Source organism: Cupriavidus necator A5-1, from assembly GCF_000744095.1.
Classification (GTDB): Bacteria; Pseudomonadota; Gammaproteobacteria; order Burkholderiales; family Burkholderiaceae; genus Cupriavidus; species Cupriavidus necator_A.
In genome coordinates, this window is the sequence record NZ_JQLI01000001.1 from 3,277,643 (window position 1) to 3,302,167 (window position 24,525).

Here is a 24,525-nt window from a genome sequence, read left to right on the forward strand (position 1 = left end):
GTGTCTCCTCTCTATCGGATGGCTCGGGCGGTCGTGTCGCTGCGTCAGGCCGGTACCGCTTCGCGCCCCGCGCGCGTGCGGGCGATGATGGTCTTCATGATCTGGGCCGTGCCGTCGCCGATCTGGAAGCCGAGTACGTCGCGCAGGCGCTGCTCCATTACGCCGCGGTCATAACCGCCGTGGCCGAACGACAGCAGGCACTGGTGCACCACGTCGTACGCCAGCTTGGGCGCCCACCACTTGCACATCGCCGCCTCGGCGGTGTGCGGCAAGTCACGGTCCTTGAGCCACAGCGTCTGCAGGCACAGCAGGCGCGCGCCCTGCACCTGGGTCTCGAAATCGGCCAGGGGGTGCGACACGCCCTGGAAGGCCGACAGCGGCTTGCCGAAGGCCTGGCGCTCCGCCACATAGCCCCAGGTCTCGTCCAGCGCGGCCTGCGCCACCGCCAGCACCTGCAGGCCGATCAGCGCGCGCGAGAAGTCGAAGCCCTGCATCACCTGCACGAATCCCTCCCCCTCCTTGCCGAGCAGGTGGCTGACTGGCACGCGCACGTTCTCGAAGAAGATCGAGCCGCGCCCGATGGCGCGCTGGCCGTGGCAGTCGAAGCGGTTGCGCGTGATGCCCGGCAGGTCCATCGGCACCAGCAGGGCCGAGACGCCGCGCGCGCCGGACTCGACCGTACCGCTGCGGGCGAAGACCACCGCGGCATCGGCCTGGTCGGCGGCGGAGATCGAGGTCTTCTCGCCGTTGAGCACGTAGACGTCGCCATCGCGCTCCATGCGCAGGCGCAGGCTGGCCGCGTCGGAGCCGCCGCGCGGCTCGGTCAGTGCGATCGCCAGCAGCGCCTCGCCGCGCGTCAGGCGCTGCAGCCACGGCTCGGCGATTTCCGGCCGCGCATGGTGCGCCAGGATCTGGCCGTTGAGCGAGGCCAGCAGGTTAATGTACGACAGGCTCAGGTCGGCGCGCGCCACGGCTTCATGGATCACGCCGGCGGCCAGCGAGCCCATGCCCTGCCCGCCATACTGTTCCGGCAGTTCGGGCGCGATAAAGCCTATCTCGCCCATTTCGCGCATCAGCGCGCGGTCCAGCACGCGGGTGCGGTCGCGCTCCAGGTAGCCGGGCGCCACGCGCGCATCGGCAAAGCGGCGTGCGTGCTCGGCCAGCGCCGTCAGGTCTTCGTCAAGGTAGGGATTCATGGTGGTCTCCGCTCGTTCGGACGGCACGGCTTACTTGGCGTACTTGCGGAACTCGGGCTTGCGCTTTTCCTGGAAGGCGCGCACGCCCTCGCGCGATTCCTCGGTGTCGTAATAGAGCTTGAGCGCGTACATGCCCATGCCGGCGATGCCGCTCTGGTGCGCGGTATCGAGATTGAAGGAGCGCTTGGCGATGGCGATCGCGGTGGGGCTCTTCTCCATGATTTCGTCGCACCACTTCTGCACTTCGGCATCGAGCTGCTCGTGCGGCACCACCGCATTGACCAGCCCCATCGCCAACGCTTCCGCAGCCGGATAGCGGCGGCACAGGTACCAGATCTCGCGCGCCTTCTTCTCGCCCACCACACGCGCCAGGAACGCGGTGCCGTAGCCCGGGTCGACCGAGCCGACCTTCGGCCCCACCTGCCCGAACACGGCCTTGTCCGACGCGATGGTGAAATCGCAGATCGTGCACAGCACGTTGCCGCCGCCGACGGCATAGCCCTGCACGCGCGCGATCACCGGCTTGGGCACGTCGCGGATGGCGTTGTGCAGTTCTTCCATCGGCAGGCCGATGGTGCCGCGGCCGTCGTACTGGCCCTCGTGCGCGGACTGGTCGCCGCCGGTGCAGAAGGCCTTGTCGCCGGCACCGGCCAGCACGATGGCGCCGATTTCGCGGTCATAGCCGGCGCGGTTGATGGCGTGGATCAGCTCGTCGCAGGTGCGGCCGCGGAAGGCGTTCATCTTTTCCGGGCGGTTGATGATGATCCAGGCGGCGCCGTTGCGCACTTCGTACAAGATGTCTTCATATTGCATGGTGGTCTCCGTTGTCTCGTTGTCTTGCTTGAACAGCGCTCAGCCGTTCATGGTCAGGCCGCCCGACACGCTCAGCACCTGGCCGGTGATAAAGGCGGCGTCGTCGCCGGCGAAGAACAGCACCGCGCCGGGCAGGTCGTCGGGCTGGCCGATGCGGCCCAGCGGGATCGAGCGGGTGAAGGCTTCCATCAGCTTCTCGGGGTTGCCCGCACCCTGCTTGTAGTCCTCGAACAGCGCGGTCTCGGTCGGCCCCGGGCACACCACGTTGACGGTGATGCCGTGGCGCGCATGCTCGCGCGCGATGGTCTTGGAGAACGACACCAGCCCGCCCTTGCACGCGGCATAGACCGCTTCGCCGGACGAGCCCACCCGCGCGGCATCGGAGGCGATATTGACGATGCGCCCGCGCTTGCGCTCGACCATGCCGGGCAGCACCGCGTGGTGCATGTGCAGCGCGCCGGTCAGGTTGATGGCGATCAGCCGCTCCCATTGCGCGGGCTCGGTCTTGATAAAGGGACGGAACACATCCCAACCGGCGTTGTTGACCAGCACATCCACCGGGCCCAGCTCCCGCTCCACCGCGGCGACCGCGGCATCGACGCTGGCGCGGTCGGTGATATCGCAACGCATTGCCAGCGCGCGGCCGCCGGCCTCGCGGATCTGCGCGGCCACGCGTTCGCCGGCCTCCGGGTTCAGGTCGAGCACGCCGACCGCCGCCCCTGCCCGCGCAAAGCGCAAACAAGTTGCGCTGCCAATGCCGCCACCACCACCGGTCACGATGACCGTCTTGCCTACGAGTCCTTGCACAGCATTCTCCTTTCAGGGTTCTGGTGCTATCGTGCCGGCGATGCCGCCGACACTTGCGTCGCTAAATAGGTAAATATGTTTACCTATAATAGAAGGCACCCGCAGTCCGCGCAAGGCGCCAATCCTATGGAAATGACTATGGTTAACCCCGACACGGGAGGAGAACTCCCGACAAATGCACGCATGGAACTGGCCAATCGGCTGTTCTTTCGGCTCTACCAATGTGCAAACATGTTGCATAAAACGGGGTCACGAGCGGTTGAGGCGGAAGGCCTGACCACGCAGCAGTGGGCTGTGCTCGGCGCCCTATCGCGCCCGGAGGCCGCCGATGGCATGAGCGTCGGCGACCTGGCCCGCTACCTGATGGTGAGCCGGCAGAACCTGTCGGGGCTGGTCAGCCGGATGGAACGCGACGGCCACGTGACGCTGGCGCCGGACGGGCGCGACCGCCGCTCGCGGCTGGTGCGGATGAGCGAGCCGGGCCGCGAGGTCTGGCTGCACCAGGCACAGCCCAAGATTCGCGACTATTACGAGCGGGCGCTGGATGGGTTCTCGACCAATGACCTTACCCACACGCTGCACTACCTGCTCAAGCTGCTGGACAACATGCGGGAGCTCGACACACCCGACAGCGCAGAGGGTGCCAGTCCACAGGACTGACCACACGCGGTATCGCACCTGATACACACCGGCCCGCTGCAACCGCCCGCTGTGCGGCCGCTGCCCGCAATCCGGCCTGCCGTGCCGACTGGCGCGCAATATGCGTTAGTACGCAGTTGCTCAGACACCCGGGTGCATGCCCGGCGAGGCGCCATGCCATTCACGCCTCCCCACGCTCCGAAGCCCTGAACCACTGCCCCGGTCGATTGCCGCGATTCGTGCCGTGCGCATCGCCGGGACGGCGTCCGATCCATCTAAACAGGAGATCCCGCCATGACCCGTTACATCGTGCTAGCCAGCTTCACCGACCAGGGCATACGCGCCGTCAAGGACACCACCAAGCGCGCCGCCGCCGTGCGCGAGATGGGTGCGCGCTTCGGCGTGGAGATGAAGGACATCTACTGGACACTGGGCGAATACGACATCGTGCTTACCATCGAGGCGCCGGACGACGCCAGCATGACCGCCTTCGGACTGACCATCGGCTCGCTGGGGAACGTGCGCACGGAGACCCTGCGCGCCTTCAATACCGACGAGATGGAGGGCATCCTCGGCAAGATGGGCTGAACCCTGCTTCAGAAAGTAACAACGCCCGCCGGGTCCCGGCGGGCGCTTTGTTGTTTGCCGAGCGCCGGCTCAGAATCCTTCCAGCACCAGCTTGCCGATGGTGCGCCCGCCCTCCAGCATCGCGTGAGCGCGCCGCAGGTTCTCGGCATTGATGCGGCCCAGGTTCTCGCCCAGCGTGGTGTGCAGCCGGCCAGCATCGACCAGCCGCGCCACCTCATTGAGCAACCGGTGCTGCGCGATCATGTCCGGCGTGATGAACATGGCGCGCGTGAACATGAATTCCCAGACGAAGGTGGCGCTCTTGTTCTTGAGCAGTTCCACCGGCAGCGGCCGCGCATTCGAGACAATGGTGCAGATCTTGCCCTGGGGTGCGACCAGTTCGGTCATCGCCAGGAAATGGCCGTCGATATCGTTGAAGCAGAGAATGTAGTCGACCTCGGCAAATCCAAGCGACTTCAACTGTGCCGGCAGGTCGCCACGATGATCAACCGTATGGTCAGCGCCGAGCCGGCGGCACCATTCCTGCGACTCGGGCCGCGACGCGGTGGCGATCACGGTCATCCCGGCCAGCACCTTGGCCAGCTGGATGCCGATCGAGCCCACGCCACCGGCGCCGCCGATGATCAGCACGGAACGGCCCGCGTCCTCGCCCTTGGGTGAAATGCCAAGGCGATCGAACAGCCCCTCCCACGCGGTAATCGCCGTCAGCGGCAGCGCGGCCGCGTTGGCGAAATCGAGCGAGGCCGGCTTGTGGCCGACGATGCGCTCGTCGACCAGGTGGTATTCGGCATTGGTGCCGGGCCGGGTGATGCTGCCGGCGTAGTAGACCGGATCGCCAACCTTGAACAGCGTCACGTCCGGACCGACCGCCGCCACCGTGCCGGCCGCGTCCCAGCCGAGCACACGCGGCGCGGGCTCGACCTGCGGCTTGGGTGCGCGCATCTTGGTGTCGACAGGGTTGACGGAGATGGCTTCAATCTTGACCAGCAGGTCGTGGCCGGTGGGGGTGGGCTTGTCAATCTCCACGTCCTGCAGGGAGCGCGGGTCGGAGATGGGCAGGTATTCGGTCAGGCCGATGGCTTTCATGGCGGGGCTCCTGAATGAGTCGGGGGATGAACTCAAGCGTAGCTCGTCTGGATTAATTTGATTAGCCGGAAACTCCGGCAATCAATTTCCCGGAAACCAGGAAAATCGGCGCCATTAAAAAAAGGGCCGCCTGCGCCACCGGCGCAGAACGGCCCTGCTGTTTGTCGCGGCAACTGCTATACGGCCAGGATCTGCCCCCCGCCGTAGCTCGACTGCATCGGCGCCTCCCCACCCAGCGCCATCTTCACCGCGCAGTACTTGAACTCCGGGATCTTGCCGAAGGGATCCAGCGCAGAATTGGTCAGTTTGTTGATAGCGGCCTCGTAGTAGCAGAACGGCACGAACACGGCGCCCCGCGGCGTTCCGGCATCGGCCCGCGCATAGAGCATGACCTCGCCGCGCCGCGACGACAGCGTGACCACGTCGCCGGGCTTGCCGCCGAGCGCATCCAGGTCCAGCGGATGCACCAGCGCCACCGGGTCCGGCTCGATCGCGTCCAGCACCCCGGCGCGCCGCGTCATGCTGCCGGTGTGCCAATGCTCGAGCTGGCGGCCGGTGATCAGCACCATCGGGTAGTCGGCATCGGGCCGCTCGGCCGCGGGGATGATATCGGCCGGCACGAAGCGCCCGCGCCCGCTGGCGGTCGGGAAGCTGTCGGTAAAGATCACCGGCTCGCCCGGATCGCCCTCTTCCGTGCACGGATAGGTCACGGCGTGCTCGCGTTCCAGCCGCTCCCAGGTCACGCCGCCGATGCTGGGCATGGCCTTGCGCATCTCGTCGAACACGTCCGCCACGCTGTCGTAATGCCAGTCCAGCCCGAGCTGCGCCGCCATCTGCTGGATGATCCACAGGTCCTGGCGCGCGTGTCCCGGCGGGTTGAGCGCCTGGCGGCCGAGCTGCACGGTGCGGTCGGTGTTGGTGAAGGTGCCGGTCTTCTCCGGGAAGGCCGAGGCCGGCAGCACTACATCGGCCAGGTACGCGGTTTCCGTCAGGAAGATGTCCTGCACCACCAGGTGGTCGAGCGAGGCCAGCGCCTCGCGCGCGTGCTCGGCATCGGGGTCTGACATCGCCGGGTTCTCGCCCATGATGTACATGCCGCGCACCTCGCCGCGCTCGATCGCCTGCATCACCTCGACCACGGTCAGGCCCGGCTGACGGTCCAGCGGCATGCCCCACAGGGCCTCGAAGCTTTCGATTGCGGACGGATCGTCCACGCGGCGGTAGTCGGGATACATCATCGGGATCAGGCCCGCGTCGGACGCGCCCTGCACGTTGTTCTGCCCGCGCAGCGGATGCAGGCCGGTGCCGGGGCGGCCGATCTGGCCGGTCATCAGCGCCAGCGCGATCAGGCAGCGCGCGTTGTCGGTGCCGTGCACGTGCTGCGACACGCCCATGCCCCACAGGATCATCGACGCCTTCGAGGTCGCATAGAGCCGCGCGACTTCACGGATGGTCTCGGCCTCGATGCCGCACACCGGCGCCATCAGTTCCGGGCTGTAGGCTGCCACGTTGCGCTGCAGCTCGTCGAAGCCGATGGTGCGCTGGTCGATGAAGTCCTTGTCCACCAGGCCCTCGGCGACGATCACATGCATCATTGCGTTGAGCAGCGCCACGTCGGCATCGGGCTTGAACTGCAGGAAGCGGTGCGCAAAGCGCGCCAGGTCGGAGCGGCGCGGATCGGCCACGATCAGCTTGGTGCCGTTCTTTACCGCGTTCTTGATCCAGCTCGCCGCCACCGGGTGGTTCACGCTCGGGTTGGCGCCGATCACGATCACGACCTCGGCCCTGTCGACGTCCATCACCGGGTTCGAGACCGCGCCCGAGCCGATGCCCTCCAGCAACGCCGCCACCGACGAGGCATGGCACAGCCGCGTGCAGTGGTCGACGTTGTTGCTGCCAAACCCGGTGCGCACCAGTTTCTGGAACAGGTAGGCCTCTTCATTGCTGCCCTTGGCCGAGCCAAACCCAGCCAGCGCGCGCTTGCCGTGCGTGTCGCGGATCTGCACGAGCTTGCCGCCGGCCAGCGCCAGCGCCTCTTCCCAGGTGGCTTCGCGGAACACATCCATCACGTGGTCCGGGTCCATGACGAAATCGCCGCGCTTGGGCACGCCTTCGCGGCGCACCAGCGGCACCGTCAGCCGCTGCGGGTGCTGTACGTAGTCGAAGCCATAACGGCCCTTTACGCACAGCCGCTGGTGGTTGGCCGGGCCGTCGCGCCCTTCCACGAACAGGATGCGGTTGTCCTTGACGTTGTAGGTGAGCTGGCAGCCCACGCCGCAATACGGGCAGACCGAGTCCACCTGCTTGTCGGGCACCGCCAGCGCCGCGTCGCGCGCGGGCATCAGCGCGCCGGTCGGGCAAGCCTGCACGCATTCGCCGCAGGCCACGCAGGTGGAGGCGCCCATCGGGTCGTCCATGTCGAACACGATCCGGGCTTCGTCGCCGCGCAGCGCCAGGCCGATCACGTCGTTGACCTGCTCGTCGCGGCAGGCGCGCACGCAGCGGGTGCACTGGATGCAGGCATCCAGGTTGACGGCGATGGCCGGGTGCGACAGGTCCGCCGCCACGCGTTCGCGCGGCGCAAAGCGGGGCTTGCCGATCTCCAGCTTCGCGGCCCACTGGTCGAGCTCATTGTTGCGGGTGTAGTCGGTTTCCGGCATGTCCGACTGCAGCAGTTCCAGCACGGTGCGCTGGGCGCGGCGGGCGCGCTCGGACTCGGTCTGCACCTGCATGCCCTCGGCGGGATAGCGGCAGCAGGAAGGGGCCAGCACGCGCTCGCCCTTGATTTCGACCATGCAGGCGCGGCAGTTGCCGGCGGGTTCGAGGCCGTCCTTGTAGCACAGGTGCGGGATATCGAAGCCTTCGCGCTGGGCCACCTTGAGCAGGCTCTCGCCGGGCTGCGCGGATACTTCGCGGCCATTGAGCGTGAAGGTGACAGCTGGCTCGGCGGATTCGACAAGCGCGCGTTCGGCGCGGGTCAGTGCATTCATTTCAGTCTCTCAGGCCAGTTCGTGCGGGAAGTACTTGATCACGCAGTCGACCGGATTGGGCGCGGCCTGCCCCAGCCCGCAGATCGATGCATCGCGCATCACCGCGGACAGGTCATCCAGCGCCGACAGGTCCCACTTCGGCTGGCGGATCAGGTCGAGCGCCTTGGCGGTGCCGGTGCGGCACGGTGTGCATTGCCCGCAGGACTCGTGCTTGAAGAAGTGCATCAGGTTGCGCGCTGCCTGCGTGGCGCTGTCCTGGTCGGACAGGATAACCACCGCGGCCGAGCCGATAAAGCAGCCGTAGGGCTGCAGCGTGTCGAAATCCAGCGGGATATTGCCCATCGATGCTGGCAGGATGCCGCCCGAGGCGCCTCCCGGCAGGTAAGCGTAGAACTCGTGGCCATCGAGCATGCCTCCGCAGTATTCGTCGATCAGTTCGCGCACGGTAATGCCCGCTGGCGCGAGATGTACGCCAGGCCGTTTCACACGGCCGGAGACCGAGAACGAACGCAGCCCCTTGCGGCCATTGCGCCCCTGCGAGGCGAACCACTCGGCGCCCTTCTCGATGATGTCGCGCACCCAGTACAGGGTCTCGAAGTTGTGCTCCAGCGTGGGCCGGCCGAACAGGCCCACCTGCGCCACATACGGCGGGCGCAGCCGCGGCATGCCGCGCTTGCCTTCGATCGACTCGATCATGGCCGATTCTTCGCCGCAGATATATGCACCTGCGCCGCGGCGCAGTTCGATCCTTGGCAGGCCGGGGATTGGCGGATGTTCGTGCAGCCGGCGCAGTTCTTCGGCCAGCAGCGCGCGGCAGCCCGCGTACTCGTCGCGCAGGTAGATATAGATCGCTGACACGTTGACCACGGTCGCAGCGATCAGCATGCCTTCCAGGAAACGGTGCGGATCGCGCTCCAGGTAGACGCGGTCCTTGAAGGTGCCGGGCTCGCCCTCGTCGATATTGACGGCCATCAGCCGGGGCGCGGGCTCGTTCTGCACGATGCGCCATTTGCGCCCGGTCGGGAAGCCCGCGCCGCCCAGGCCGCGCAGGCCGGAGTCCTCCATCGTGCAGAGCACGGCGGCGGGGTCCAGGTCGCCTGCGGCGAGCGACTTCAGCAAGGCATAGCCGCCGCCTTTGCGATAGGCGTCGTAGTCGATATAGGGTTCGGGCTCGTGGCGCACGGCCCTGGCTTGCACTGCTGCATCGATGGCCTCGGCAGTCGCGCCGTCGACCGGATGCTGGCCGACCAGCGCCGCGGGCGCCTTCTCGCAGCGGCCGATGCACGGTGCCGCGACGACGCGAACCTCGGTGCCCAGCAGCGCCGGCAGCTTGTCGATCAGCGCCTGCGCGCCCGCCAGTTCGCAGGCAATGCCTTCGCACACGCGCACGGTGAGCGCGGGCGGCGGTGCGATCTCGCCGTCGGCGTCCTCGCGCACCACGTCGAAGTGGTGATAGAAGGTCGCGACCTCATACACCTCCGTCATCGACAGGCGCAGTTCGCTGGCCAGCGCCACCAGGTGCGGCATCGCGAGCTGGCCGTAGCGGTCGTTGATGCAGTGCAGGTGTTCGATCAGCAGGTCGCGCCGGCGGGGCATGTCGCCCAGCGCCACGCGCACTTCGGCCAGCGCGGCCGGGTCGACCTGCCGGCCCTTGGGCTGGCGGCGCTTGCGCTGCCGGCCGAGTCCCGTCGCCTCGAGGGGGATGACAACCTGGTTCATGGCGGTGCCTGGATTCTCTTTGTGGGGTTCGGATGCGCGATCAGGAAGGCGCCCGGCGGGCGGCCCTCCTGTCGTGTTTTGTTGTTGTCATATTGTGCTACCGGGCGAGGCGGCTGTGCAGGCATCGCAGCCGCCTCGCCCCGGGTGATGCCGGCGCCGGGGCGCCGCACTGCTTTCTTCATCAGGTCAGGTCTTCCGGTACGGCGCGGTAGCCCATCGGCGCCGAGGTATTGGCATGCACATACTTGCGGGCATGGGCTTCGCGCATCGGCTTGAGCACGAACAGCGCCAGGATCGCGGACAGTGCCGCCATGCCGGAGGCGAGCATGAACACCGCATGCCAGTCGCCGGTGGCGGCCGTGATCACGCTGGAGAACGGCACCAGCAGCGCGGCCGTGCCCTTGGCGGTGTACAGCAAGCCGGCGTTGGTGGCGGCGAACTTCGGACCGAAGGTATCGCCGCAGGTAGCCGGGAACAGGCTGTAGATCTCACCCCAGGCAAAGAACACCACGCCCGTCAGGACCACGAAGGCAACCGGGTTGTGGCCATACTTGGACAGCAACAGGATACCCACGGCTTCCACCGCGAAGGCGAAGAACATGGTGCGCTCGCGGCCGATATGGTCCGAGATCCAGCCGAAGAACGGTCGGGTCAGGCCGTTGAGCACGCGGTCGATGGTCAGCGCGAAGGTCAGCGCGGGCAGCGTCAGGCCGAGGATCGACACCGGCGAATCGTGCAGGCCGAAGTCCTTAGCGATCGGGCCAAGCTGCGCGGTAGCCATCAGGCCGCCGGCGGCCATCATCACGAACATGCCATACATGATCCAGAAGATCGGCGACTTCAGTACCTGGCGCGGCGTGGCGTTGTAGGTCGCGGCAGCCTTCAGCGTCGACTTGACGTCGCTCAGGATCTTGGCCGACGGCGGGTACAGGGCCATGCCCAGCAGGAACACGATCAGGCCCTGGCCGAGGCCGAACCACAGGAACGTGGCTTCATAGCCCGAGGACTTGATCATGTTGGCGATGGGCACCACCGTCATCGCGGAGCCCGCACCGAAGCCCGCCGCGGTAATCCCCGCCGCCAACCCCCGGCGATTCGGGAACCACTTGAGCGCGTTGCCCACGCAGGTGCCATACACGGCGCCGGCACCGATACCGCCGATGGCCGCGGCGAAGTACAGCATCGGCAGCGAGGACGCCACCGAGTTCAGGGCCCAGGCAATTGCGCACAGCAGGCCACCGCCCACCACTACCGGGCGCGGGCCGTATTTGTCGACCAGGTAGCCCTCGATCGGCACCAGCCAGGTTTCCGTAACAACGAAGATCGTGAAGGCCACCTGGATCGCCGTGCGGCCCCAGTGGTACTTGTCATCGATCGGATTGACGAACAGCGTCCAGCCGTACTGCATGTTGGCGATCATCGCCATGCAGATCACGCCGAAGACCAATTGCACCCACGGCGACGCAAAGCGCGACGTGGACTCCCTCTGCTGCAGTTCCATTGATGTCTCCTATTAGCGGCATGCCGCCAAGGTGGAAGGTTGGGCGCCTTGTGACGCCTCTGCGTGACTCTCGGTCTCGAACAGCTTAGCCGTTCTAGTGCTATACGGTATGTGATATATCAACCAAGTCAAGCGACTTCTCTGCGGCCCTGCAGCATGAGGTGGCCGTGATCGACGCCTTTCTGGCCGATGCTGCAGCGCGACCGGTGCGCTCGCCGCATCAATAGCGCGTCCGAAAGCATCAAGAGTTCTTGGAAATCAAGCAGTTGGCATGTGCCGCCGCATCAATCCGCCGGCGCATGGCGGCCTCCAGAATGCCGGGGATCGGACCTCGCGAAAATCGGGGAAAAGGCCAGTTCGGGAAAGTCCCTAGTTCAATACAATCAAGACATGAAGCGCATGGACAGCGTCGGAATCATGCGGAAAATGCTTGGGGAGGAAGCGGGCTGGGCCGGCAGAGAGGCTGCCAGAGCGCGTGAAACGAACACCTGCGGGCGTCCATGTAGCGGGACGGCTTGCAGCGTGCTGGAGGGGGATGGCGGCCGCTGGTTCGCAAGGAACCCTGCCCTGCCTGCCGGCTCGTGCGGCAACCAGGGAAATCGCACCGTGGGTACTGCTACAAGGGATGCCGGCCGCTACAGCCCTTGCGTGGCTTTGCCGCAGGCAGGAACGGTGCGTCCTGCGTGCCTGCGCGGCCGCGGTTTTAACCGTTTGACGCCCGCGGGCGCACGGCCTTGCCGGCGCGCATCAGGCGTATGCCAGTTCGCCGGCAGCGGGCACGATGCGCGACGGGCGGGCACGGCCCACGCCATTGCTTTCCTGGTTCGAACCCAGGCCGGCAAAGCGACCATGTTCCTGCGCGGTCGCCAGGACTTCCACCGGCAAGCGGGTTGCCAGCATGATGGTCATGCTGACGCCGCCAGCGATAAGAGCCAGGCCAAGGACGAAGAGAAGAGCGACTTCCATTTGAAAACTCCAGTAGCGTTGTGATCAGGAGTTTTCATTATATGGTGCGCCGCAGTATGTGTAAATATCCTGTATGTAATATATCAGAGAAAGTTTTGCATGAATCCAACAGATTCAGGCGGACGATCAGCGTCGATCACACCAGGGTGTTTTCACGGCGTGCCGTGGATGACTCCTTGTACTCAAAACCGCGCAAAGCGTCCCAGATCGCCGCCGCGTTGGGCTTCAGCGACCGGCTCTTGCGGCGCACCAGCATGACGGTCGAGGTCACCTGCGGCCTTAGCGGCCGCATCACCGCTGCCGGGTTCATGCCTGCCGCCTGCGCGCGCGACGGCACCACGCCGATCCCCAGCCCCAGCGCCACCATGCTGAAGACCGCGGCAAAGTGCCCGAGCAACTGCAGCGAGCCCGCGCGCACGTGGTAGTTGCTGAACGCCTTCTCCACCGCCGGCTGCATGCCGCACTGCTGGTCCAGCGTCAGCACGTTGGCGTCGCTCAGGTCGCCCCACCCTACCGAGTCACGCAATGCCAGCGGATGCTGGGCCGGCAGCACGGCGTGATAGGGGTCGATGCACAGCGGTTCGCAATAGAGGTCGTCGCCCGCCCTGGGGTCGGTGGAAATGCCGAAATCCACCTCGCCGCTGCGCACGCTTTGCAGCACCGATTCCTGCGAGCGGTCCTTCAGGTGGATGGCAATCGCGGGCCACGCCTGCCGGCAGCCGGCCAGCCACGCGGGCAGCGACATCGAGCTGAGCACCGGGTCCGAGGCGATCTGCACCAGGCCCTGGCACGGACGGCTGGCGCTCTGGCTGTCGCGCAGGGTCTGCTCCACTTCCTCGATCAGGTGGCAGATGCGCTGCGACAGGTGCTGGCCGGCGTCGGTCAGTTCCACCTGGCGCGTGGTGCGGTCGAACAGGCGCTGGTCGATCTCCTCTTCCAGCTCGCGCACGCTGCGGCTGACCGCGGACTGCGTCAGGCCCAGTTCAGCGGCCGCGCGCGTAAAGCTCTTGTGCCGCGCGACCGCGGCGAAGGCTTTCAGTTGTGGCAGCGAGATATTCATGACTGCGCTCCGTGGCGGGCACCGGCATCGCGGGTGCGAGGCGAGTCAGCAAGCGTGGCGTGGGGGGTGGCGAGGCATCGGGGTGCAAGCACCGTTCCGTTCAGTCCGGTCACGGCAGTCTCCTTGGTGGATCGTGGCTGTGCGCAGCCATCGTTGGTGTTGGTCATTCTCGTGGCAATGGCCTGCACAAGCACAGGCCGGTATGCCAGGTCGATGCTGCCGGGGGCGCGCTGGCTGCCTGGCTCGACGCGCGCCCCTTGTGGGATCCTCCTTGCTCCGTGTGCGGGCTAGTCTCCCTTGCTTTGCATGCCGGGCATGTATGTGGCGTCGGACACTGGTATGCCGTCGGCCTTTCCGGTGATGAAGCGCCTGCGCATCGGCGCCAGGAATACCTTGGCCGAGATCCCGGCCGCGATCGTCACCACCGCCGCCACCGTGAACACCGCTTCCCAGCCCCCTTGCGCCGACAGGACCGACGCCAGCGGCACCAGCATCGCCGCCGTGCCCTTCGCCGTATAAAGCGTGCCGGCATTCGACGCCGCGAACTTGCTGCCGAACGTATCCGCACACAGCGCCGGGAAGATCGAGAAGATCTCGCCCCAGAACAGGAACGTCAGCGCCGCGAAGAACATGAACCAGTACGGGTTGTGGCCCAGCTCCATCAGCCCGAGCAACGCCAGCCCCTCGCCGATGAAGATCACGAACATCGTGTTCTCGCGACCGAACCGGTCTGACAGGAAGCCGCACAACGGCCGCGTGAAGCCGTTGCACAGGTTGTCGATCGACAGGGTCATGGTCAGAAGCGGCAAGGTCATGCCGAGCATCGTCACCGGCATCGACGCAAAGCCGTAGTCCTTGGCGATCGGGCCCAGCTGCGCCGTGGCCATGATCCCGCCGGCGGCCACCGCGACGAAGCACACATAGATCAGCCAGAACACCGGCGTCTTCACCATCTGGCCCGGCGAATACTCCACCGAATTGGTCAGCACCGCCTTGGCCGCGACCAGGCCCTTCGGCGCCTTGGGTTTCACCAGCAGCAGCGCCAGCACGAAGATGCACACGCCCTGCAGGATGCCGAAGGTCAGGAACGCCTTCTCGTAGCCCGAGCTCTGGATCATGTTGGCGATCGGGATCACCGTGATCGCCGAGCCGGCGCCAAAGCCCGCTGCCGTCAGCCCCGCCGCCAGGCCCCGCTTGTCCGGGAACCACTTCAGCGCGTTACCGACGCAGGTCCCGTAGACGCCGCCCGCGCCGATGCCCGCGATCACCGCGGCCGCGTACAGCTCCGGCAGCGTCGTCGCATACGCATTCATCACCCACGCCAGCCCCGCGCAGATCGCCCCGCCGGCCACCACCGGCCGCGGGCCGAACTTGTCCACCAGCCAGCCCTCCAGCGGCACCAGCCAGGTTTCAGTCACGATGAATATGGAAAACGCTACTTGTATCGCGGACGCGCCCCAGTGATGCTTGGCGTCCATCGGTGACACGAAAAGAGTCCAGCCGTACTGCAGGTTGGCCACCAGCCCCATGCACACCACACCGATTGCGAGCTGCACCCAACGGTTCTGCAGGCCCCGACCGTTCACATTGCCATGTCCGGACGTGGCCGTTGCTTCATATTGCGCCATCTTTTTTGTCTCCTGGTGCTTGTTTGCTGCGTCCCGGACGGGACGCCCTCCCGGGCCTCTTCAGAGCGGGCCCTTGGTCACGATGAGATTGGCGCCTGACATTGCGGCATGCAAATCTGACGATTGATGCTACTTGAATCTAAGATCAGCACCGCATAAAGTTTTTTATCGTTTGTATTGACGATCGTTTATATATTGCACGGAACGAGGGAATGAAGAACGCCACGCTGCGGCAGCTCAAGGTCTTTGAAACCGTTGCTCGCCACATGAGCTTTTCGCGTGCCGCCGAGGAGCTGCACCTGACGCAGCCGGCGGTTTCCACCCAGGTGCGGCAGCTCGAGCACCACGTCGGGTTGCCGCTTTTCGAGCAGCTTGGCAAGAAGATCTACCTGACCCCCGCCGGCCATGAAATGCTGCACTACAGCCGCAGCATCATCCAGCAGTTCCGCGAGGCCGAGGACGCCATGTCCCAGCTCAAGGGCATTTCCGGCGGGCGGCTCAATGTGGCGGTGATCAGCGCCGGCGACTATTTCTTCCCGCGGCTGCTGGCCGAGTTCATGGACCGCCACGAGGGCGTGACGCTGAACCTTGCCGTCCATAACCGGGAGGAATTGCTGCATCAGCTGGCCGGCAACCTGACCGACCTGGCCGTGATGGTGCGACCGCCCGAAGGCATGGATACCATCAACGAAGTCTTCGCCCCGCATCCCTATGTGATCGTGGCCGCCCCCACCCATCCGCTGGTCAGGCAGCGCAATATCCCTCTAGCCAGCCTCGCCGACGAAGCTTTCGTTTCGCGCGAGAAAGGCTCGGATACCTGGAATTCCATGCAGGAAGGCTTTGCCGGGCGCCTATCCAACATGCGTATTGCGATGGAAATCAAGAGCACCGAGACCATCAAGCAGGCGGTGATCGCCAATATGGGCATCGCCTTCCTGTCGGCGCATACGGTCGGGCTGGAGCTGCAGGCCGGCAAGCTGGCGGTGCTCGATATCGAGGGCTTCCCGGTCATGCTCAACTGGTATGTTGTGCACCGCAAGAACAAGCGGCTGCCGCCAGTGGCGCTAGCGTTCAAGCAGTTTCTGATGGAGGAAGGTTCGGCGCTGATCGAGCGGATCACCGGGGTGGAAGGATTGATCCGCCAGCATGCATAAACGATAGCTTATGGTTTCTCAATGAAACTTTAATTATCGTAAATCCATGCCCGTCCCTATGCTTGTCTCAACGCCACCGCCAGCGTGTCACAAGGAGACGAGCATGAACCAGACCCAGTCGCAAAGCCGCCCCGCTGCCATCACGGTCGGCACCGACAACCAACCGATCCCGCGAGAAACCCAGCTCGCCGCCTACAACGCCGCCTTTATCGAACTAGGCCTGCGCTTCCGCTGGGACGCCGAGATGTATGAATGGCTGTGCGGGATCGAATGCGAAAAAGCCCGCGTGGCCCGCTATATCGAAGAACACCACGCCCACCTGCTGGCGGCCTATGACGCCGCCTTCCTGAGCGAGCTGATCTTCGAGAAGAAGAACGAATACCTGCGCGCGGTCGGCCATCTCAACTGAGCGGTCCAGATCGGTTACAGGCGAGGCGCGCAAGCGACCTCGCCTTTTTTTGTCAGCTGGTCCTGGCCACCATCAGGCACGCCATTACCCGTCCGCAATCGACGGCACGATATTCGCTTGTCAGGGCGGCATGGCTGCCATGCGGCCGCTTCGGGTGCAACCGGCGCCGGCACGCGCCGCTCGCCCGCTATCACATGGAATCCTCCAGTCAGCATTGCGGCGCAGGCATGCGGGCCGATAAAGCCGCCGGCGCCGAGCACCGGTACGCGGTGGATGCGGCCACCGTGCTGCGCCGCGCCGCGATCTCCGGCACTTGCGCCAGCCTGGTGTCCACCGGCATGCTCGTCCGCGGCGGCAGCGTCGACTGCGGCAGCGCCTTCGCGCCGGTCAATGCGGTCAGCCACTGGATCTGGGGCGAGCGCGCCATGCACGTCAACCGGCCGTCGTTCCGGCATACCGTGCTGGGCTACGTGATCCATCATGCGATGTCGGTGTTCTGGGCGGCCTTCTATGAGGGCGCAGTGGCGCACCGGGGGGCGCATCGCGCAGCGCCCGCGCTGGTGCTGAGCGGCCTCGCGATCGCGGGGATCGCCTGCTTCGTGGACCTCAAGTGCACGCCGCACCGCCTCACTCCGGGCTTCGAGCTCCGGCTCTCGCCAAGCATGCTGGCGCTGGTCTACCTGGCCTTCGGGCTGGCCCTTCCGCTCGCTTCGATGCTGGTGCGGCGCGCCACCCGGCGCCGGGACTGAAGCGCGCCCCGCCCTGCCCCAGCCTTCAGGCCGGGGAGGATGTCAACTGGCTCTCCAGCTCCACGATCCGCTTCTTCAACGCCCGCTCCTCCTGGAAGCGCACGGTCTCGTCGCGGATCACGGCGACGATGCCAGTGATGGCGCCGGCCTCATCCTTTAGCAACGCCACGGTGAAGGCGATCGACATCGACTTGCCGTCCTTGTCGACCGCCGGCACCTTCAGCAGGTCATGGCCGTAGCGCGTGATGCCGGTGGCCATGGTCTTGTCATAGCCCTCCCAATGCCGCCCGCGCAGGCGCTCCGGGATGATCAGGTCGAGCGACTGGCCCATGGCCTCGGCCTGGCTGTAGCCGAACATGCGCTCGGCCGCAGGGTTCCACAGCGTGATGGCGCCTTTCGCGTCGGAGATGATGATGGCGTCGCCGATGGCGGTCACCAGTTGCGCGTGGTCGATCTGGTCTGGCATGGGGATTCCCTCGTTGTCGGTCATTGCCGTGTTGGGGTGTTGCCATCAAGGTAGCGCGGCAGGTGTGCGCGCTGCAAGCAAAAACGCCGGAGCCCGCTCACGCGAGGCCCCGGCGTACGCACCGGCACAAGTGCCGGTGTGCGGCGTCAGATGACCTGGGACTCGCGCAGGCGCTTGATGTCGTCCGGACCGTAGCCCAGGCCGGCCAGCACCTCGTCGCTATGCTCGCCCAGCAGCGGCGACCCGGTGATCGCCGGCTTCAGGTCGGAGAACTTGATCGGGCTGCCCACCGTCAGGTAAGTGCCACGCTCCTTGTGCGGAACTTCGGTGATGCTGCCGCTGGCGCGCAGCGACGGATCGGCGGCGATTTCCTTCATCGACAGTACCGGCGAGCACGGGATATCGAACTTGCGCAGGATGTCGACGGCCTCGTACTTGGTCTTGTCGGCGAGCCAGTCCTCGATGGTCTTGAAGATATCGAAGATATGCGGCTGGCGTGCCTTGGCGGTGCTGTAGTTCGGATCGTCGATCCATTCCGGCTTGCCCAGCGCCTTGCAGATCGGCTCCCAGGCGTGGCCCTGGATGGTGAAGTAGATATAGGCGTTGGGGTCGGTTTCCCAGCCCTTGCACTTCAGCACCCAGCCCGGCTGGCCGCCGCCGCCCGCGTTGCCGCCGCGCGGCACCACGTCACTGAAGCTGCCATGCGGGTACTGCGGATACTCTTCCAGGAAGCCCAGGCGGTCCAGGCGCTGCTGGTCGCGCAGCTTGACGCGGCACAGGTTGAGCACGGCGTCCTGCATCGATACGGCCACCTTCTGGCCCTTGCCGGTCTTGTCGCGGCCGATCAGCGCGGTGAGGATACCGATGGCCAGGTGCATGCCGGTGTTGGAATCGCCCAGCGCGGCGGCGGACACCGTCGGCGGGCCGTCCCAGAAGCCGGTGGTCGAGGCCGCGCCGCCGGCGCACTGGGCCACGTTCTCGTAGACCTTCAGGTCTTCATAGTGGTGGCCATCACTGAAGCCCTTCACCGAAGCCACGATCATCTTCGGGTTCAGTTCGTTGATGCGTTCCCACGAGAAGCCCATGCGGTCCAGCGCGCCGGGGCCGAAGTTCTCGACCAGCACATCCGACTCGCGGATCAGCTGCTCCAGGATCTTCTTGCCTTCCGGCTTCTTGGTGTCCAGCGTCAGGCTGCGCTTGTTGGAGTTGAGCATGGTGAAGTACAGCGCATCGACATCCGGGATGTCGCGCAGCTGCGTGCGCGTGACATCGCCGGAACCGGGGCGCTCCACCTTGATGACGTCTGCGCCGAACCACGCGAGAAGCTGCGTGCAGGCGGGCCCGGCCTGGACGTGCGTGAAGTCGATGATCTTGATGCCGTTGAGTGGGAGGTTCACTTTCGTTCTCCTATTGGATCAGAGGGGTGAAATTCGGGTGAATTACTTCGTGGCCGAGCTTTGCGGATTCAGATTGGTCAGACGACCGCTTTCGGTGCCAGCAGCCGGGTCGATGACGGCATTGACCAGCGTGGGCTTGCCCGACCGCAGGGCTTCGTTCACCGCAGCTTCGAGTTCCGCCGGCGTGGTGACGTTGTGACCGACGCCACCGAACGCTTCCATCATCCTGTCGTAGCGCGCGCCCTGGACGAACATCGTGACCGCCGGATCCTTGCCGCCGGTCGGATTCACGTCGATACCCTTGTAGACGCCGTTGTTGTTGAAAATGACGATGCAGACCGGCAGGTTGTAACGGCAGATCGTCTCGACTTCCATGCCCGAGAAACCGAACGCACTGTCACCGCACAGCGCCAGCACCGGCTTGTTGGTCTCGACCGCCGCGGCGACCGCGTAGCCCATGCCCACGCCCATCACGCCCCAGGTGCCCACATCAAGGCGCTTGCGCGGCTCGTACATGTCGATCACGGCACGGGCGTAGTCCAGCGTGTTGGCGCCTTCGTTGACAAACGAGATGCTCGGATTGGCCTTGACGACCTCCTTCAGCACGCGCAGCGCGCTGTGGAAGTTCATCGGCGACGCATCCTTGGCCAGCGTCTCGGCCATCTTCGCCAAGTTCTTGTCCTTGCGTTCGACCACCGCGTTCAGCCACTCGGCGCCCGGCTTGGCAAAGTCGTTGCCGATCTTGTCGAGCATCGCCGACACGCACGAACCAATGTCACCCACTACCGGCGCGGCGATGGCGACGTTGCTGTCCATCTCGGTCGGCGCGATGTCGATCTGGATGAATTGCTTCGGCTTGCCCCAGGTCTTGCCCTTGCCGTGCGACAGCAGCCAGTTCAGGCGGGCGCCGACCAGCAACACCACGTCAGCTTCAGCCAGCACATACGAGCGTGCGGCCGAGGCCGATTGCGGGTGCGTATCGGGCAGCAGACCCTTGGCCATCGACATCGGCAGGTACGGAATGCCCGTCTTCTCGACCAGCGTGCGGATATCCGCATCGGCGCGTGCGTACGCGGCACCCTTGCCCAGCAGGATCAGCGGGCGCTTGGCGTTCTTCAGCAGCGCGACGGCACGGTCGACCGAGTCCGGTGCAGGCAGTTGGCGCGGGGCCGGATCCACCACCTTGATCAGCGACTTGCGGCCCCGCTCGGCTTCCATCGACTGGCCCAGCAGCTTGGCCGGCAGGTCCAGGTACACACCGCCCGGACGGCCCGACACGGCGGCACGAATGGCACGCGCGATACCGACACCAATGTCTTCAGCATGCAGCACGCGGAAGGCAGCCTTGGCGTGCGGACGGGCGATGGCCAGCTGGTCCATCTCTTCGTAGTCACCCTGCTGCAAATCGACGATCTCGCGCTCGCTCGAGCCGCTGATCAGGATCATCGGGAAGCAGTTGGTGGTCGCATGCGCCAGCGCCGTCAGCCCGTTCAGGAAGCCGGGCGCAGAAACGGTCAGGCAAATGCCCGGCTTTTGCGTGAGAAAGCCGGCAATCGCTGCTGCGTTGCCTGCGTTCTGCTCGTGACGGAAGCTGATGACGCGCATGCCGTTGGCCTGCGCCAGACGAGCCAGATCGGTGACCGGAATGCCGGGCAGGCCGTAGATGTTTTCGATGCCGTTCAGCTTCAGCGCGTCGATGACCAGATGAAAACCATCGGTTTGTGCCTGATGTTCTTCCGCGGCGTGACGCTGCAGTTCGTTTCCGACTTCTGCCATGGTTGCTTCCTTCTATACAAATTGACTGGGGTTGGAATTCTTCTATTTCAGGGTGTCTTCCGCGGTGGTGCTCTCGGCCCGCTTCGCTACGACTTCGGACATGCTTGGTCTCCTCGTTGGACTCGTGTTCGTAGTGCGCGGGGGCTGCCCCCTTGCTTCAACCTCTGCCGTCCGTTCGGCCGGCCTTAATGACATACGGTATGTGATATATCAGAGAACGGCAAGCTATTTTCCTACTCTGCGACAAACTTTCGTCAGTGCACTGCAGCAAACCGATCTCTATCTGCGCTCAAATCAGCGCAATTCCTTAATCTGTGCAATCCATTCCCCCTTCGCACAGATGCAGGAGGCTCAATCCGCAAGCTAATTGCACTGCGGATCCAGGCAATAGATATATTACATACCAAGTTTTTGAGGCACTTTGAGGCCATCTGAAATGCCCTTGCGAGGTCCTCAATTTCTCATGCCCTGCTCCAGGCGCTTGCGCCTGGGCGGCCTGGCGCAAGCGCCTGGCCTCCAAAAACTTCAATACATCACTACAGACACAGTGATGCCGAGCCTAATCACCGCGCCTGGCCGATGCGCTCGCAAGGAAGCCCACGTCCGATACCGGCATGGTTGGCTCCGAATGGCCCGTGATGAACCGTTTGCGCATGGGCGCCAGCAGCACCTTGGCCGAGATCCCCGCCGCGATCGTCACTACCGCCGCCACTGTGAATACCGCCTCCCAGCCACCGCGCGCCGACAGCACTGAGGCCAACGGCACCAGCATCGCCGCCGTCCCCTTCGCTGTATAAAGCGTGCCCGCGTTCGCCGCCGCGAACTTGCTGCCGAACGTGTCCGCGCACAGCGCCGGGAAGATCGAGAAGATCTCGCCCCAGAACAGGAACGTCAGCGCCGCGAAGAACATGAACCAGTACGGGTTATGCCCCAGCTGCATCAACCCCAGCAGCGCCAGCCCCTCGCCGATGAAGATCACGAACATCGTGTTCTCGCGGCCGAACTTGTCAGACAGGAACCCGCACAGCGGCCGTGTAAAGCCATTGCACAGGTTGTCGATCGACAGCGTCATCGTCAGCAGCGGCAAGGTCAGCCCCAGCAGCGTCACCGGCATCGACGCAAAGCCGAAGTCCTTGGCGATGGGGCCCAGTTGCGCCGTGGCCATGATCCCGCCTGCCGCCACCGCAACGAAGCTCGCGTAGATCAGCCAGAACACCGGCGTCTTCACCATCTGCCCCGGCGTGTACTCCACCGGGTTGGTCAGCACCGCCTTGGCCGCCACCGCACCCTTCGGCGCACGCGGCTTCACCAGCAGCAGCGCCAGCGCGAAGATGCACACCCCTTGCAGGATGCCGAAGAACAGGAATGCCTTCTCATAGCCTGCGCTCTGGATCATGTTGGCGATCGGGATCACCGTGATCGCCGCCCCCGCGCCAAAGCCCGCCGCCGTCAGTCCCGCGGCTAGCCCCCGCTTGTCCGGGAACCACTTCAGCGCATTGCCCACGCACGTGCCATACACACCGCCCGCGCCGATGCCCGCGATCACCGCCGCCGCATACAACTCCGGCAGCGTCGTCGCATACGCATTCATCACCCACGCCAGTCCCGCGCAGATCGCACCACCCGCCACCACCGGGCGCGGACCGAACTTGTCCACCAGCCAGCCCTCCAGCGGCACCAGCCAGGTCTCGGTCACGATGAAAATGGAAAACGCCACCTGGATCGCGGACGCGCCCCAGTGGTGCTTGGCGTCCATCGGCGACACAAACAAGGTCCAGCCATACTGCAGGTTCGCCACAAGCCCCATGCACACCACGCCGATTGCCAACTGCGTCCAACGGTTCTGCAGGCCTCGGCCGTTCACGTCGCCGTGAGCCGCCGGGGCCGCTGCTTCATATCGCGCCATCTGTCCTTGTCTCCTGGTATTTTTTGTATTGCGCCTCGACGGGCACTTCAGGGCTGTCCGTGGGTGAGCCCTTTACGACTAGACCGGCGCCGGTATTGCGGCACATAAATCGGTGGATTGATGCTACCTGAAGCTTAATTGGCCTTGCCTTAAAGTTTTTTATCGTATCTATTCACGATCGTTTATACATCGGGGATTTGGCATGAATTGCGGCGCAGGAATGCCATAGCGGCCCGTCCACGGTATCCCCGACCCAGGAAAACCCCTACGCAGGCGTTTCCTCCAACTGCCGCAGCAAGGCATCGACACTGCCCTTGGCATCGCCAAACCACATGCGCGTGTTGTCCTTGTAGAACAGCGGGTTGTCCACGCCCGCGTAGCCCGCCGCCATGCTGCGCTTGGACACCACCACGGTCTTGGCCTTCCACACTTCCAGCACCGGCATGCCGGCGATCGGGCTGGCCGGGTCTTCCAGCGCGCCGGGGTTGACGATGTCGTTGGCGCCGACCACTAGCACCACATCGGCCTTCTCGAAATCGTCGTTGATCTCTTCCATTTCCAGCACGATGTCGTACGGCACCCGGGCCTCGGCCAGCAGCACGTTCATATGCCCCGGCAAGCGGCCCGCCACCGGGTGGATGCCGAATCGGACATTGATCCCCTGCGCACGCAAGCGCCGCGCGATCTCGCTGATGGTGCCCTGCGCCTGTGCCACCGCCATGCCGTAGCCCGGCACGATGATGACCTCGCTGGCATCCTTGAGCAGGCTGCTGACTTCCTCGCTCGACACCGGCAGCACCTCGCCCTGCTCGGTGGCAGTGCCTTGCGCCTGCACCGCGCCGAAGCCGCCCAGGATCACCGACAGGAACTTGCGATTCATCGCCTTGCACATGATGTAGCTGAGGATGGCGCCGCTCGAGCCCACCAGCGCGCCGGTGATGATCAGCAGGTCGTTGCCCAGCATGAAGCCGGTCGCCGCCGCGGCCCAGCCGGAGTAGCTGTTCAGCATCGACACCACCACCGGCATGTCGGCGCCGCCGATGGCCAGCACCAGGTGCGCGCCGACCAGCAGCGCGATCCCGGTCATGATCGCCAGCGGCACCAGCCCCTGCTGCGGATCGGCAGCGCTGAGGAAGCGATACCCCAGCCACACGCACACCAGCAGCGCGCCGGCGTTGAGCATGTGGCGGCCCGGCAGCAGCATCGGCTTGCCGCCCATGGTGCCCTGCAGCTTGAGGAAGGCGATGATCGAGCCGGTGAAGGTGACCGCGCCGATCAGGATGCCGAGGTAGGTCTCGACCTCGTGGATCATCTTCTCCGCGCCGGCCAGCGTGGTCGGCTCCAGGTAGTTGGCGTAGCCCACCAGCACCGCGGCCAGCCCGACGAAGCTGTGCAGCATCGCCACCAGTTGCGGCATCTGCGTCATCTCCACGCGCTTGGCCAGCATCGCGCCGGCCGCCCCGCCCGCGAGCATCGCGCCGATGATGATGGCGATGCCGTCCGGGCTGCCGGCCAGCACGGTGGTCAACACCGCGATCACCATGCCGGCGATGCCAAGCATGTTGCCGCGTTTGGCGGTGGCGGGGTGGCTCAGCCCGCTGAGGCTGAGGATAAAGAGCGCGCTCGCGCCAAGGTAAGCGATATTGCTGATTCCGGAAGGCATGGCTCTGTCTCC

At 65.3% G+C, this 24,525-nt stretch carries 20 protein-coding genes; 5 read left to right on the forward strand and 15 right to left on the reverse strand.

The window, feature by feature from the left end; translation table 11 throughout:
* Positions 1-44: 44 nt before the first annotated feature.
* The 3 genes from aliB to badH are packed head-to-tail and all read right to left on the reverse strand — an operon-like array spanning position 45 to position 2,816.
* Complete coding sequence (aliB, locus tag K307_RS14585) at positions 45-1,196, reverse strand: cyclohexanecarboxyl-CoA dehydrogenase (protein WP_042879137.1); 1,152 nt, start codon at positions 1,194-1,196, stop codon at positions 45-47.
* 30 nt (positions 1,197-1,226) lie between these two features.
* Positions 1,227-2,009 (reverse strand): 2-ketocyclohexanecarboxyl-CoA hydrolase, encoded by a 783-nt coding sequence (badI, locus tag K307_RS14590; protein ID WP_042879139.1) that lies wholly within the window; start codon positions 2,007-2,009, stop codon positions 1,227-1,229.
* Between the two features lie 39 nt (positions 2,010-2,048).
* A complete protein-coding gene (gene badH, locus K307_RS14595; RefSeq protein ID WP_042879140.1) occupies positions 2,049-2,816 on the reverse strand; it encodes a 2-hydroxycyclohexanecarboxyl-CoA dehydrogenase in 768 nt (255 codons plus the stop codon).
* A 138-nt stretch (positions 2,817-2,954) separates the two neighbouring features.
* Here badH and K307_RS14600 point away from each other — a divergent pair, with 138 nt between their 5' ends.
* Together K307_RS14600 and K307_RS14605 are read left to right on the forward strand one after the other, a co-directional pair.
* Positions 2,955-3,476 carry a MarR family winged helix-turn-helix transcriptional regulator gene (locus K307_RS14600; RefSeq protein ID WP_042879141.1) on the forward strand — a complete coding sequence of 174 codons (522 nt, stop codon included), beginning with the start codon at positions 2,955-2,957 and terminating at the stop codon, positions 3,474-3,476.
* 273 nt (positions 3,477-3,749) lie between these two features.
* Positions 3,750-4,043 (forward strand): GYD domain-containing protein, encoded by a 294-nt coding sequence (locus K307_RS14605; RefSeq protein WP_042879143.1) that lies wholly within the window; start codon positions 3,750-3,752, stop codon positions 4,041-4,043.
* 69 nt (positions 4,044-4,112) lie between these two features.
* Here K307_RS14605 and K307_RS14610 read toward each other — a convergent pair whose 3' ends face one another.
* The 7 genes from K307_RS14610 to oxlT (K307_RS14645) all read right to left on the reverse strand — a co-directional run bounded on the left by K307_RS14610 (position 4,113) and on the right by oxlT (K307_RS14645) (position 14,993).
* Positions 4,113-5,129, reverse strand: coding sequence for a zinc-binding alcohol dehydrogenase family protein (locus tag K307_RS14610; protein WP_042879145.1), 1,017 nt, complete (start codon positions 5,127-5,129; stop codon positions 4,113-4,115).
* Between the two features lie 176 nt (positions 5,130-5,305).
* Positions 5,306-8,119 (reverse strand): formate dehydrogenase subunit alpha, encoded by a 2,814-nt coding sequence (fdhF, locus tag K307_RS14615; protein WP_042879147.1) that lies wholly within the window; start codon positions 8,117-8,119, stop codon positions 5,306-5,308.
* Positions 8,120-8,128: 9 nt separating this feature from the next.
* Positions 8,129-9,838 (reverse strand): NADH-ubiquinone oxidoreductase-F iron-sulfur binding region domain-containing protein, encoded by a 1,710-nt coding sequence (locus tag K307_RS14620; protein ID WP_042879149.1) that lies wholly within the window; start codon positions 9,836-9,838, stop codon positions 8,129-8,131.
* A gap of 181 nt (positions 9,839-10,019) precedes the next feature.
* On the reverse strand, positions 10,020-11,339 hold the full coding sequence (oxlT, locus tag K307_RS14625; protein WP_042879151.1) for an oxalate/formate MFS antiporter: 1,320 nt from the start codon (positions 11,337-11,339) through the stop codon (positions 10,020-10,022).
* A gap of 747 nt (positions 11,340-12,086) precedes the next feature.
* On the reverse strand, positions 12,087-12,305 hold the full coding sequence (locus K307_RS14630) for a hypothetical protein (RefSeq protein WP_042879153.1): 219 nt from the start codon (positions 12,303-12,305) through the stop codon (positions 12,087-12,089).
* Between the two features lie 136 nt (positions 12,306-12,441).
* Positions 12,442-13,365 (reverse strand): LysR family transcriptional regulator, encoded by a 924-nt coding sequence (locus K307_RS14635; protein WP_042879154.1) that lies wholly within the window; start codon positions 13,363-13,365, stop codon positions 12,442-12,444.
* Positions 13,366-13,652: 287 nt separating this feature from the next.
* The gene (gene oxlT, locus K307_RS14645; RefSeq protein ID WP_042879158.1) at positions 13,653-14,993 is read right to left on the reverse strand and encodes an oxalate/formate MFS antiporter; all 1,341 of its coding nucleotides are present in this window, start codon (positions 14,991-14,993) and stop codon (positions 13,653-13,655) included.
* Between the two features lie 212 nt (positions 14,994-15,205).
* On the opposite strand from oxlT (K307_RS14645), the gene K307_RS14650 reads away from it, so the two are divergent.
* From K307_RS14650 to K307_RS14660, 3 genes are all read left to right on the forward strand, one after another.
* Positions 15,206-16,147, forward strand: coding sequence for a LysR family transcriptional regulator (locus tag K307_RS14650; RefSeq protein WP_042879159.1), 942 nt, complete (start codon positions 15,206-15,208; stop codon positions 16,145-16,147).
* Positions 16,148-16,250: 103 nt separating this feature from the next.
* A complete protein-coding gene (locus tag K307_RS14655; protein WP_042879161.1) occupies positions 16,251-16,556 on the forward strand; it encodes a hypothetical protein in 306 nt (101 codons plus the stop codon).
* 227 nt (positions 16,557-16,783) lie between these two features.
* On the forward strand, positions 16,784-17,305 hold the full coding sequence (locus tag K307_RS14660; protein ID WP_063771678.1) for a hypothetical protein: 522 nt from the start codon (positions 16,784-16,786) through the stop codon (positions 17,303-17,305).
* Between the two features lie 25 nt (positions 17,306-17,330).
* On the opposite strand, the gene K307_RS14665 is transcribed toward K307_RS14660, so the two are convergent.
* From K307_RS14665 to pntB, 5 genes are all read right to left on the reverse strand, one after another.
* Positions 17,331-17,771: a PAS domain-containing protein gene (locus K307_RS14665; protein ID WP_042882047.1), complete on the reverse strand. Its 441-nt coding sequence runs from the start codon at positions 17,769-17,771 to the stop codon at positions 17,331-17,333.
* Between the two features lie 146 nt (positions 17,772-17,917).
* Complete coding sequence (frc, locus tag K307_RS14670; protein WP_042879163.1) at positions 17,918-19,168, reverse strand: formyl-CoA transferase; 1,251 nt, start codon at positions 19,166-19,168, stop codon at positions 17,918-17,920.
* Between the two features lie 42 nt (positions 19,169-19,210).
* On the reverse strand, positions 19,211-20,944 hold the full coding sequence (oxc, locus tag K307_RS14675) for an oxalyl-CoA decarboxylase (RefSeq protein WP_042879165.1): 1,734 nt from the start codon (positions 20,942-20,944) through the stop codon (positions 19,211-19,213).
* Between the two features lie 559 nt (positions 20,945-21,503).
* Positions 21,504-22,850, reverse strand: a complete 1,347-nt coding sequence (gene oxlT / locus K307_RS14680; protein ID WP_042879166.1) for an oxalate/formate MFS antiporter — start codon at positions 22,848-22,850, stop codon at positions 21,504-21,506.
* Between the two features lie 265 nt (positions 22,851-23,115).
* On the reverse strand, positions 23,116-24,513 hold the full coding sequence (pntB, locus tag K307_RS14685; protein ID WP_042879167.1) for a Re/Si-specific NAD(P)(+) transhydrogenase subunit beta: 1,398 nt from the start codon (positions 24,511-24,513) through the stop codon (positions 23,116-23,118).
* Between the last annotated feature and the right edge of the window lie 12 nt (positions 24,514-24,525).